Genomic DNA, 11,806 nt, shown 5'->3' on the forward strand with positions numbered 1-11,806 from the left:
GGCATCCCTCAGCGCAACGCGGCTGCAAGTGCCGGTTCGTACGCGTGCCGCCAAGCTGGCGGCGGAAGATTTTCTTGCCGCGGATTTTCGCAAGAGCAAGGAGACGTCGATGAGCGCAAAAGGTCGATTTTTCCGTAGCCTGGTGGCTGGCCTGTTTGCCGGTGTTTTCTGGGTGGATGCCGCCCTGGCGCAGGGTGCAGGGTGTGCGTTCGAGCCGGTGGCCGGTACGTCCCGACAGATTGTGAGATGTCGGGAAGGCCTTACCATCATTGTGGAAGGTGGCGCTCGTTTTACGCTGGTGGACCGCGATCGAAACGGCAATGTCGATGCGGTCAGGCTGCGGCGCAAGGCGCTGCTGCTCGATGCTCCAGCCGGCTCGGTCCCGGGTGGCTTCGCGGTTGTCACCCCGCAGGCGATCGCCGCGGCGCGAGGCACCAAATGGGCAGTCGACGTCGGCCAGGGCAAGACGTCTGTCTTCGTCCTCAGGGGTCGCGTCGCCGTGAACCGGCCGGCGTCCAGTGCCGGCGTGGTGCTGGCGCCGGGCGACGGCGTCGACGTCGCGGCCGGAACAGGACCACTGACCGTCAAGCGCTGGCCCGCCAAGCGCGTTTCCGCATTGCTGGCCCGTTTCGGCCAGTGAATTGCAGTGAGCAGGCGAGCGCTTCCGACGCTGATCGCGCTCATCCTGGCGGGTCTTTGGGGCGCCGGCCTGGGCTTCGCGCACTGGCGTGGTCATCTGTGGTTTCTCGATCGCGTCGAAGCAACGATGACCGATCTTCGAACGCTCGTTCGAGGAACGGCAAAGCCACCGGAGCTGATGACTATTGTCGCGATAGACGATGAAGCGGTGCGGCACGAGGGTGCATATCCCCTCAGCCGCGCCACGCTGGCCCGGCTCGTCGATACGATCGCGCGGCTTGGACCGAAAGCCATTGCGCTCGACCTGCTGCTGGTCGATCCCGGGGCAAAAGACAACGATGAGGCGCTGGCGCGTTCGCTGAGCGGGAGTGCGAGCGTGATCGCTGCCGCGGCGGTCTACCCCGGAGGTGAACAATGGACCGTGGCCGAGGGCGACGGACCCATCGCCGGCGTACCGAATGCCGAGCGGTTTCTGTGGCCCCTGAAAGCGTTCTCGGATGCCGCAGCTGTCGGCGTCGTGAACGTGGCCACCGACAAGACGGGAACGCCCCGCTTCGTGCCGTTGCTGTTTCGGGCCGGAGATCGGCTGGAAACGTCTTTCCCCTTGCGTGTTGCCGCCATGGCGGCAGGAGGGGATCCAGAAATCGCAGCCGATCATCTATCGCTGGGCGGACGGTCTATCCGGACGGACATTGGTCACATCCTGCCTCTGACATTCTATGGCCCCCGCGGCACGATCCGCACGATCAGCGCGGCGACCGTGCTGGAGGGCCAACTCGATCCCGGCACTATCCGGGACCGAATTGTGGTGATCGGAGCCACCGCAGCCGGCACCGGCGATGTTTACCCGACACCGTTCGATCCCATACTCCCGGGCGTCGAAGTCATGTCGACGGCGATTGCCCATCTGATGACCGGCGACGCAATTGTGCGAGACCAGTATGTCCGGCTTGCGGATGCCGGCTTTGCAGTGGTGCTGCCAATGGTCCTTGTCGGGCTGTTGGCATGGCGGCGAAATGCCGGCGGCCTGGCGGCGATCGCCGGCGTGGTCCTGATCTGGCTGGTGGTCAATATGACCGCTTTCCTGCACCACATCTGGCTGAGCGCCGCGTTGCCGATGACCGCCGCGGTTCCGCCGGCTATCCTGTTCGGGGCCGCGCAGCTTTGGCTGGGCAGGAGCCGGGCCCAATTTTTCGCAACGCAGAGCCAATTGCTTCAACGCGTTGAAGCCCCAGGCATGGGGGAGTGGCTGGCCAAGCATGGCGACTTCCTCTCGGAGCCCGTTCGGGCAGACGCCGCCATCCTGTTCATCGACCTGTCCGGCTTCACTGGACTGAGTGAAACATTGGGACCGATCGCCACCCGCGAACTCCTGAACAATTTTCATGCGTTGGTCGGCGAAGAAGTGACGCGTTGCGGCGGCGTCGTCACGAGCTTCATGGGTGACGGAGCCATGATCCTGTTCGGGTTGCCGGAACCAGCGACAAATGACGCCTTCAATGCCGCCCGCTGTTGTGTGGGGCTCTCCAGCCGCACCAACGATTGGCTCGCCTCGCTGCCGGCATCGACCGCATCCCAGCTCGGCTTCAAGATTGGAGCCCACCACGGAACGATCGTGGCCTCTCGGCTCGGCGGCGAAGGCCGTCAGCACATCGCGGCCATAGGTGACACAGTCAACGTTGCCAGCCGCTTGATGGAGATCGCAGCCGACCAGAATGCCGAAGTCGCGGTGAGTGACAAAATGCTTGATGCCGCCGGCGGCGACTGCGCGTTGTTCAAATCCGGCACCCTGAAAGGACCTGTGGAAACACAGATCCGTGGGCGATCCGGCTCGCTCGCTATCTGGCTTTGGCAGAGTGCAGGGATGCTGCAGTAGAGCGTTGCCGCCAGGCCTGCAAGGCACTACCCGGCTCAATATTTCGACTAGCCGGTGGAGCGCTCTCGCGGCAGAGTGCGGCGATGTGCAATCTCTACAACATCACCACGTCGCAAGAGGCCATCCGCCAGTGGACCCGTACTTTGCGGGACATTTTGGGCAACCTTGAGCCATCCATCGACATCTACCCCAACCAATTCGGCCCGGTGGTCCGCAATGCAACGGATGGCGAGCGTGAGCTTGCCAATCTCCGCTGGGGAATGCCGACGCCACTGGAGCGCGTCAGGGGCAACGCGGACTCCGGCACGACCAATATTCGCAATCCTCAATACGGCCACTGGCAGCAGTATGTGGGCGTCGAGCACCGTTGCGTGGTCCCGGTGACAAGCTTCGCGGGGCCCAGCCCGACGCCGAACGACAAGGATCCCGAGACTGGCGGCATTCAGCGGAACGTCTGGTTCGCCCTCAACGAGGATCGACCCCTGTTCTTCTTCGCGGGGCTCTGGACGCGGTGGAGTGGGGTGCGCAAGGTCAAGGAAGGCCCCGGCGAGCACGAGGTCTACGGCTTCATGACCACCAGGCCCAACGCACTCATTGCGCCGATCCACGAGAAGGCCATGCCGGTGATCCTGACGACGCAAGAGGAGACGGAGACGTGGCTGACAGCGCCGTGGTCGGAGGCCAAGCGGCTACAGCGCACCGCACCGGATGATGCCCTCGTGATTGTCGAGAAGCCGGCCACCCAGATCAAGTTTCCACAAGGGACCAAGGATGCAGGCGGCCAGTTGTCTCTGCTGTAGGGCCGGCGGCAACATAAAGGATTCCGCGGTAGAGGCGGAACTTGCCATCGCGCGAATGGCCGCAAGTCACGCGGCGAGCTGCACCTCGCGCGCGGCCGCGATCATCACACTCGCGAGCAGGCCGTAGGCTGCCTCCCAGGCCTCGCGCACCGGCGGCGTGAAGGCTTCGCCGAGGCCGGCCGCCAGCGTCTCGATCAGCGCTTGCCCGACGATCGGGTAATGATGCTCTTCGACACCGTAGCCGACGTGACGCTTGGCGAGTTCGCGCACGGTGGGCAGGATGGTCTCGGCACGATCCAGTCCATGCACGACGAAGCCCAGGCTCGCCATCAGCTTGGCGCCCTGCTTGGTCATGTCTCTCACCGGAAACAGCGCTCGAAGGCTTTCGTCGATCGCGAACAGGCGTTCATAGAACAGGCCGGCGGCGGCCACGCGTATCGGCACGACTGCGCGAAAGCTATCCTGGACAAGTCGAATCTGGTCGGGTGTCATCGGTGGCGCTCCTGGGTTTGTGGTGAGGCTGGACCCTCGCCCCCAAGCGTTTCGCGTGGATGTCGCCCGCCGCATCGATGTGTTTCAATTCGGTTTCAGTTCGCGCCAGTTATTTTCGGGCTCTTTCCGTGGCACGGTCCGGCCTATTGCACAGATTGAATTTGCAGCGATCGGAGCAAGCTCCGCAACGGTAGAAGCTTCCTCAGTCGTCATCCCGCCAGATGACCCGCCGCACCACCCTTATCTCGGCAAGCCGCCTGACGCGTATGCCGACCCGCTCTCGTGCCGTGAGGCTTTGGGTCTCGGCGGAGATGAACTCTTTGGAGCCGCACTTCAAGCAAAGCATCGCACCGTGGAGGCGGTCGGTATCCACGTCGCCGAACAGCCTGATCAGGTCACTCGGCTCGTACCACCGTTTGAGGTTGCAGTGACCGCAGCGGACAAGGACAAGCTGCCCGATCTCGTGGGCATTGCTGAGCTTCCACGCGCGGCCGCGGCTGCGTCTTCCATCGGTATCAGGCATGGCCAAAAATAGGAACTAATTCCTGACAGAGTCAATTCGCTCTTGACATTTTTGTTCCTCTTTTGTTCACTGTTTCCATGAAGCATTTGGGAGCGATCGCCATGGACCACATCGTGACGCTGGATAGCCGCCAGGAAGCCGCGCTCCAGGCAATCGCCGACCAGTTCATTGCCCAGCACAAGGGCGATCCGGTGAAGGCGTTGAAGGAAATGATCGTGCTCAACGGCCATCTTCATGATCGCCTTGAAGCAATGGCCGCCCCGCGCAGGGCAACCCGTTAGGAGGATTGGCAATGGCCACGATGCACCTGGATGCCGAAGCCAAAGCCGAACTGCATTCCGAAGCGGAGAAGCTCATCGCCCGCTACGAAAGCCCACTTGAGACCGTGAAGGCGCTTATGGCCTATAATTGCGAGCTTGAGACCCAAATCCTCGCCCTCGCCCATCGGTACCCGGGACTCGTGGCGATCAGCTACGATCCTACGCCGCCTATGCTGGGGTGAGTTCAAATGAGCCGCCGGGCGCGCGATTCCAGTCGAGGTGGTGAGTAGCCTCACGGCGCGTTTCGGCGGCACTTAAGCCGGTGTATGGCGGAGAACTGCTCCGTTTGTCTCGCGGATTAACAGTGGACAGCCCCTCACCCCTCAGTGCCGCTTGAAATACTGCACCTCCCGCTCGTGCTTCTCCGCCGCCTCGCGCGTATCAAACGTGCCCAGGTTGCGCCGCTTGCCGGTCTTTTCGTCCTTCTTGCGCGAATAGAGGCGGTATTTTCCGTCCTTGAGTTTCCGGATCATCTCACGCTCCCTGGTTAGGATTTGGCCCTGATCAGGATTTCCGCTTCCTCTTGAGGGTGCGCGCGGCTTGCTCGACCGGCGCGCGGTCGTGGCCCAGCCTGTCGAGCAGCTCCTGCGCCTCGTCGCCCGATATGCCGGTGCGCATCGCCAGTTCCTCGACCGCCAGAATGTCGGTGCTGGCGATCTCGCTTGTTTGCGGCAGCGCATCGCCCGCCGTCAGCGGCAGCGTCGCCTCCCTGTCGATCTCGGCTTCCGCCTGCTGCCAGTGCCGCTCGGGATCGCCGCCGCCTTCGCGTTGCCAAATCTGGTATGCGCGCTGGCGGATCTTTTCGTGCCGTTCGTCGCTCATATCCATTCCTCCATTGCGTCAGGGATAAACGCCGCGCCGATCCGAACGATCCAAAAAATCTGCGTGATCACGCGCGAAGGTCCGCACGAAGGTTGGGCCCTACGGCGCGACGGCGCAGGCTTCCCCAAGGGCCAACAAGGGGCCAACAAGGAGAAAGCAGCGCAACGAATCCAAGTTAACGGGTTCCCCTTGGGCGCCGGCGCGTTGGTTGACGAAGCCTCAAACGCAAAGACCCGCCTGCGCGGCGGGGTCATTGGCGCAAATCAACACCATGGACGAATAGATAGCATAGCTGCCCTCACCGTTTCAAGAATAAATTCCTATCGAATGCCCATTGGAACAAAGCTGCCGACACCCCCGGACTGGCCGGGTCAGGCCTTGCGTTGACCTGAGTTCGCAGCCCTCAGGCGCAGCGCAGGAACAGCGCTCAGACACAGTCCAGAAACAATATTCAACAGTTCGGAAAAACTGGCGAAAAGATCGGATGGCATAAGCATCCCGCGGCGGCCGGGAAATGGCCGCGCCCGGCGTTGCCCGGCCATGACGGGAAAGTGTGGAAATGGATCACGGTGTCGATATCGCGGAACTGGACGAGGCAAGACCGGGGCCGGAAACTGGCCCGGCAAGCATTGATGCGCTGTTAAAGATCGCTCACGGACACGCAACGGGCGCGCGCGGCCAGATCCTGACGGGCGCCGACTTTGCCCGGCAAGGCCAGCCCGGTGAGCGGCTCGATACGGTCTTCGAAGAGCTCGCCGAGACATTCGCCGCGTTGCCGGCGGTGATCTCCGACGGGCGTGTCTGGACGTATCAGGAGCTGGACAAGCGTGCCAACCAGTTCGCGCGCCTGCTGGTCAAGCGTGGCGTGCGGCCAGGTGACCGGATCGGCCTCATCCTCGACCGCTCGGCCGAGACCTATGTCGCGCTGCTCGCCGTGATGAAGGCGGGTGCTGCCTTCGTGCCGCTGGCCACCGCGTTTCCCGAGGAGCGGATGGCGCTGATCATCGAAGACGCCAGCGTCAGCCTGATCGTCACCATCGCCGCCTATGCGTCGCGCGCCGACCGACTGCCGGTTCCGCACCTGTTGATCGACAGCGCCGCCACCGAGATCTCCAAACAGTCCAGCGCGCCGCTGAAGCCGCATGCCAAGACCGCTGTATCGGACGACACCTGCTACATCCTCTACACCTCGGGCACCACCGGCAAGCCCAAGGGCGTGGTCATCAAGCACCAGAGTTTCGTCAATTTCATCCGGGTCGCCGCGGCGTCCTACGGATACCGGCCGGGCGACCGTGTCTATCAGGGCATGACCATCGCCTTCGACTTTTCCTCCGAAGAGATCTGGGTGCCGTTTGTCGCCGGCGCGACGGTGGTGCCGGCACCCGGCCAGCTGCCGCTCGTCGGCGAGGAACTGGCGGATTTCCTGCGCCACCATGACATCACCTGCATGGCCTGCAGCCCGACCCTGCTGTCGTCGATGACATCAGACGTGCCCAGCCTGCGCACGCTTTTGGTGGGCGGCGAGGCCTGCCCGCACAATCTGGTGGTGCGCTGGTCGAAGCCGGGGCGGCAAATCCTCAACACCTATGGCCCGACCGAAGCGACCGTCACCGCAACGATGGGCGCGCTGACGCCTGACAGTGCGGTGACCATCGGCGCGCCGCTGCCGACCTACTCGATCGTCATCCTCGACGCTTCGCTGCCGCAACTCGCCGAGCCTGGTGAACTGGGCGAGATCGGCATCGCCGGCATCGGGCTCGCGGTCGGCTACCTCAACCGGCCGGACCTGACGGACCAGAAATTCATTGCCGATTTCGTCGGCCTGCCCAACAACCCGTCGAAGCGCATTTACCGGACGGGCGACCTTGGCCGCATCAACGACAAGGGCGAGATCGAGTATAACGGGCGCATCGACACCCAGGTGAAGATCCGCGGCTATCGCATCGAACTCGGCGAGATCGAGGCGGTGCTGCTCGACCAGCCCGAGATCGCGCAGGCTGCCGTCACCACCTGGGAGATCGAGCCCGGCCGCGTCGAACTCGTCGCCTACTACGCAGCCAAGACCGGCATGCCGGCGATCGCGCGCGGCGACATCGCCCAGGTGATGAAGCGGCGCCTGCCGGATTACATGGTGCCCTCCTACCTGGAGGAACTGCCTGTCATCCCGATGACGGTCTCCAACAAGGTCGACCTTCGCCAGCTGCCGAAACCGACAAGCCTGCGGCTTTCAGCCGATCGCGCGATGGTGCCGCCCGGCAATGACGACGAGCGTTTCCTGGCCGACGCATTGGCCGCGGTGCTGAAATTCGACGAAGTGTCCGTCGAGGACAATTTCTTCGACGATCTCGGCGCCAACTCGCTGCTCATGGCCCATTTCTGCGCGCGCGTGCGCACCAGGAAGGAATGGGCGACGACGTCGATGCGCGACATCTACCTCTATCCGACCGTGGCGCGGCTGGCCAAACATTTGCGCGTGGCGGAAGAGATGACCACGGCCACCAATGAGCCTGTCCTCACCCGCCAGGCATCGAATTTCGCCTACTGGACCTGCGGCGCGGCGCAGCTCCTGTTTTACGGCCTCTACAGCTTTGTGTCGCTGTGGGCGATCAATGACGGCCTCAACTGGATGTATGACGCGCTCGACGATCCGCTGCAGCTCTATCTGCGCTGCGTGGCGCTTTCGGCCGCCGTGTTCTTCGGCATGTCGGGCTTTGCCGTCATCGCGAAATGGGTCCTCATCGGCCGCTGGAAGGCCGAGGCGTTTCCCATCTGGGGCCTGCGCTACTTCCGCTTCTGGGTCGTCAAGACATTGATCCGCACGGCACCCGTCGTGCTGTTCCGCGGCAGCCCGCTCTACAGTTTCTATTTGAAGCTTCTCGGCACCAAACTCGGGAAGAACGCCGTCATCGAATCGAAATCGGTGCCCGTCTGCACGGATCTCATTTCAATCGGCGCCAACACCATCCTGCGCAAGGAATCCATGATCCTCGGCTTCAGGGCCCAGTCCGGCTACATCCACACCGGGCCGCTGACCATCGGCCGCGATGCCTTCGTCGGCGTCGGCTCCACGCTGGACATCGACACCAGGATCGGCGACGGCGCCCAGCTCGGCCATTCGTCCTCGCTGCACCGCGGGCAAAGCATCCCCGACGGCGAGCGCTGGCATGGATCGCCGGCCGTGCCAACCACGGCGGACTATTGCAAGGTGCGCAACGTCGATCCTTCCAACATCCGGCGCTTCCTCTTCGAAGCCGTTCAGCTGATTGGCCTGTTTGCCATCGTCACCCCGCTGCCGCTGCTGTTCCACAGCTATTGGGAGAATGTTGGCGACGACTATCAGGAGACCATCGGCATTGTCGCGATCGGCACCACGGTCACGCTTTTCGGATACATCGCCACGGCCTTTCTCGCGGCAACGCTGGTGCCGCGCCTGTTCAGCCTGATCCTGAAGCCCGGCCGTACCTATACGCTCTACGGCTTCCGTTACTGGCTGCAGACCGTTGCCGAATTCTCGAGCAACTCCCGCGTCCTGGGGCTGCTGTTCGGCGACAGTTCGGCAATCGTCCACTATATCAGGGCCATTGGCTGGAACCTCAACAAGGTGGTGCAGACCGGTTCCAACTTCGGCAGCAACCAGCAGCACGAAAACCCTCTCCTGTGCGAGATCGGCACCGAGACCATGGTGTCGGACGGGCTGTTCATGATCAACATGCACAAATCCGCCTCCGCATTCAGGCTCGAGCCGACGCGCATTGGCGAGCGCAACTATCTCGGCAACAACATCTACTATCCGCCGGATGGACGCACGGGCGACAACGTCCTGCTCGGCACCAAGGTGATGATCCCCATCGACGGGCCATTGCGCGAGAATGTCGGCCTGCTCGGTTCGCCTTCCTTTGAAATCCCGCGCATGGTGAACCGCGACAAGGAGCTCATCGCGGGTGTCGACGAGGACGACCGGCCCCGGCGCATCCCGCTCAAGAACCGCCACAACATGGTGACGATCCTGCTGTTCGTGGCAACGCAATGGGTCATGCTGTTCGCCACGCTGGCGATCTGGGACCGCGCGCTGAACTACTATACCGAATGGGCCGAGGTCGCGCTCTTCGTCGCCGTGCTTCTGACGTCCGCGATCACCATTCCGTTCTACATCTTCGTGGAGCGGGCAAGCCTTGGCTTCGGCAGGCTGAAGCCGCAAATGACGACGATCTACGACGTCGCCTTCTGGCGCCACGAACGCCACTGGAAGCTTGCCGATTCGCCGATCGTGCGCCTGTTTGCCGGCACGCCGTTCCGGCCGATGATCCTGCGCATGCTGGGTGTCAAGGTGGGCAAGCGGGTCTATGACGGCGGCAGCAACCTGACCGAGCGCTCGCTGGTCGAGATCGGTGACGACGTCACGCTCAATGAAGGCTGCGTCATCCAGGCTCACTCGCTGGAGGAAGGCGCGTTCAAGTCCGACTACATCCGCATCGGCAAGGGCTGCACGCTCGGACCGTCCGCCTTTGTCCACTACGGCGTCGTGATGGGCGAAGGATCGGTGGCCGACACCGATTCCTTCGTGATGAAGGGCGAGGAACTGGAGCCCTACTCCATCTGGCGCGGCAATCCGGCCAAGCTGCATCGCTTCGTGATCCCGGTCACGGACGACAGCGCCAAGGCGTCGGCTTGAAGGCCGGAGAAATCCGTCTCGCCCCGGTGACCGAGGCCAATCGGGCCTTGGTCGCGTCGCTGCAACTCGCCCCGGAGCAGATGGATTTCGTCGCCAGCAATGCGGACTCCCTGCGCGAAGCCGGATCCGATGACGACGCGCGCGCCGCGCGTCGTCATGCATGCCTGTGGGCCCCCCACTCGTTTTTTTTTTCTCTTCAGCTCTGTCTTCTATTGATTGTCACGACGAGCTGAGTCGACTAGGCCACGAGACGACCTGTCAGAGGCACGGACAACTGACCATGTTATCTGATATGTACGATCCGCACCGATCATGTGCAGTAGCAGCGAGCCCACTGGCATCACACGTGCCAACTGGCACTGATACAGCGTCAGCACGTTAGCGATTATTGCGTCGACGAAATGCTAGAAGCCGGAGTCACTGGCCACATCAGGCACTGAATCGTCTCAATCTGCTACGAACCGCACAAATGACAGCAGCACCCGGGCAGCTCTACCGCGCAGCCGCCGACGTTTACTGGACCAAAAGCCCAAGTGTACGACGACGACCGTGTATTTAATTTGTAGAGTATAGTATGCAGAGTAACACACACAAAAGCCGCTGCCGGCAGGCCGATGATCGTGACGGCCGGAAAGCCCTCTCCTGGAAGACCTATTAAGCGCCGCTTGTGCGAAAACATACGTACACATACGCAGGCGAATCGGCCGGCCAAGAGAGAACGAGAGGGAAGGGAAGGAGAGGAGGAAAGGAGGAGAAAGAGAGGGAGACAGGAGGGGCAAAAGCGGGAGGACAAAGGAGGAAGAAAGCGCAATAGAAGCGAAGAAGAGGGAGAATGAGAGCGCAAGGGAGGCGGACCGCGGGAGAGAAAACGGGCAAGGAAGGAGCTGGATGGCGGCGTCGACGATTGCGAACAGACTGCACGAGTCGCCATCAGGACTACCGCCCGGGTCTGGGCACGACGGGAAAACGAGGGCTAATGACCCGGTACCCTCGCCGGCTCATAGACGACGACAATGGCCGTGGCTTTTTTTTTTGTTGTGACCAGCATCTTTTGCTGCCTCTACCACGTGTGTCCGACATCGGGCCTTATGTTTACACGCTACGACGTCAGCCACTCGGCCACAACCGCTCACTGCCGATGCCATTTCTCTTCGCGCTCGTTGCAACGCTGTCGCGATCGAGCATAGTCAGATACCGCGCGGCTAGCGAGACGCTTGCCACTTGTACTCTGCTATGCCGCGTATCAGAGCATTTCTGTCTAAAAAACCTTTCATCGCAAGTACCCAACCTACGTATGCGCCGTGAGCTTCTTATAAATACCCGCGCGCACGCCAAGGGTACTCAGTCTACAAGGCTGTGCCTCAGTGTCCGGCTTCCGATCGCCCCCCGAGGTCACTGGGTGAGGATCTCAGCGGTTTCCGACCTCAACGAGGCCGTCCCCCTTTTTTTATGCGCACGCGAAACCGACCCCTCGCCGAACTTTTTAAAACCGGTTATGAAGCCGCGGCCTAAAGGCACTGAGCGCTCAAAAGAGACTGCGAGTGTACTCCGCGCATGCACGAGGTACGTCCTGTGGCAATTGTGTGTCACGATGTGGCACGCGCACCCTCACCCAGCCGCGCCCCCGCCCCGGGTCCCGCGAGGTAGGGCCCTCGCATCTGC

11 protein-coding genes are annotated in these 11,806 nt (G+C 62.4%); 8 read left to right on the forward strand and 3 right to left on the reverse strand.

What is annotated here, in order from left to right; translation table 11 throughout:
• Positions 1-109: 109 nt before the first annotated feature.
• The 3 genes from ACFSQT_RS07465 (at position 110) to ACFSQT_RS07475 (ending at position 3,315) form a co-directional block, all read left to right on the forward strand.
• On the forward strand, positions 110-640 hold the full coding sequence (locus ACFSQT_RS07465) for a FecR domain-containing protein (protein ID WP_379017884.1): 531 nt from the start codon (positions 110-112) through the stop codon (positions 638-640).
• A 6-nt stretch (positions 641-646) separates the two neighbouring features.
• A complete protein-coding gene (locus tag ACFSQT_RS07470; RefSeq protein WP_379017885.1) occupies positions 647-2,515 on the forward strand; it encodes a CHASE2 domain-containing protein in 1,869 nt (622 codons plus the stop codon).
• 83 nt (positions 2,516-2,598) lie between these two features.
• Positions 2,599-3,315, forward strand: a complete 717-nt coding sequence (locus tag ACFSQT_RS07475) for an SOS response-associated peptidase (protein WP_379017886.1) — start codon at positions 2,599-2,601, stop codon at positions 3,313-3,315.
• 66 nt (positions 3,316-3,381) lie between these two features.
• Here ACFSQT_RS07475 and ACFSQT_RS07480 read toward each other — a convergent pair whose 3' ends face one another.
• Positions 3,382-3,807: a globin family protein gene (locus tag ACFSQT_RS07480; RefSeq protein ID WP_379017887.1), complete on the reverse strand. Its 426-nt coding sequence runs from the start codon at positions 3,805-3,807 to the stop codon at positions 3,382-3,384.
• A 55-nt stretch (positions 3,808-3,862) separates the two neighbouring features.
• On the opposite strand from ACFSQT_RS07480, the gene ACFSQT_RS07485 reads away from it, so the two are divergent.
• The 3 genes from ACFSQT_RS07485 (at position 3,863) to ACFSQT_RS07495 (ending at position 4,832) form a co-directional block, all read left to right on the forward strand.
• Complete coding sequence (locus ACFSQT_RS07485) at positions 3,863-4,342, forward strand: hypothetical protein (RefSeq protein ID WP_379017888.1); 480 nt, start codon at positions 3,863-3,865, stop codon at positions 4,340-4,342.
• Between the two features lie 89 nt (positions 4,343-4,431).
• Positions 4,432-4,611, forward strand: coding sequence for a hypothetical protein (locus ACFSQT_RS07490; protein ID WP_379017889.1), 180 nt, complete (start codon positions 4,432-4,434; stop codon positions 4,609-4,611).
• An 11-nt stretch (positions 4,612-4,622) separates the two neighbouring features.
• On the forward strand, positions 4,623-4,832 hold the full coding sequence (locus ACFSQT_RS07495) for a hypothetical protein (protein WP_379017890.1): 210 nt from the start codon (positions 4,623-4,625) through the stop codon (positions 4,830-4,832).
• Positions 4,833-4,973: 141 nt separating this feature from the next.
• Here the strand turns inward: ACFSQT_RS07495 and ACFSQT_RS07500 are convergent, their stop codons facing one another.
• Both ACFSQT_RS07500 and ACFSQT_RS07505 read right to left on the reverse strand, forming a co-directional pair.
• On the reverse strand, positions 4,974-5,123 hold the full coding sequence (locus ACFSQT_RS07500) for a hypothetical protein (RefSeq protein ID WP_023677295.1): 150 nt from the start codon (positions 5,121-5,123) through the stop codon (positions 4,974-4,976).
• A 31-nt stretch (positions 5,124-5,154) separates the two neighbouring features.
• The gene (locus tag ACFSQT_RS07505; protein WP_379017891.1) at positions 5,155-5,472 is read right to left on the reverse strand and encodes a DUF2934 domain-containing protein; all 318 of its coding nucleotides are present in this window, start codon (positions 5,470-5,472) and stop codon (positions 5,155-5,157) included.
• Between the two features lie 559 nt (positions 5,473-6,031).
• On the opposite strand from ACFSQT_RS07505, the gene ACFSQT_RS07510 reads away from it, so the two are divergent.
• Both ACFSQT_RS07510 and ACFSQT_RS07515 read left to right on the forward strand, forming a co-directional pair.
• The gene (locus ACFSQT_RS07510) at positions 6,032-10,144 is read left to right on the forward strand and encodes a Pls/PosA family non-ribosomal peptide synthetase (protein WP_379017892.1); all 4,113 of its coding nucleotides are present in this window, start codon (positions 6,032-6,034) and stop codon (positions 10,142-10,144) included.
• Positions 10,141-10,377: a hypothetical protein gene (locus ACFSQT_RS07515; RefSeq protein WP_379017893.1), complete on the forward strand. Its 237-nt coding sequence runs from the start codon at positions 10,141-10,143 to the stop codon at positions 10,375-10,377. Before ACFSQT_RS07510 ends, ACFSQT_RS07515 begins: the two co-directional genes overlap by 4 nt.
• Positions 10,378-11,806: the final 1,429 nt, after the last annotated feature.

Origin of the sequence: Mesorhizobium calcicola (assembly GCF_042682105.1) — a bacterium.
Classification (GTDB): Bacteria; Pseudomonadota; Alphaproteobacteria; order Rhizobiales; family Rhizobiaceae; genus Mesorhizobium; species Mesorhizobium calcicola.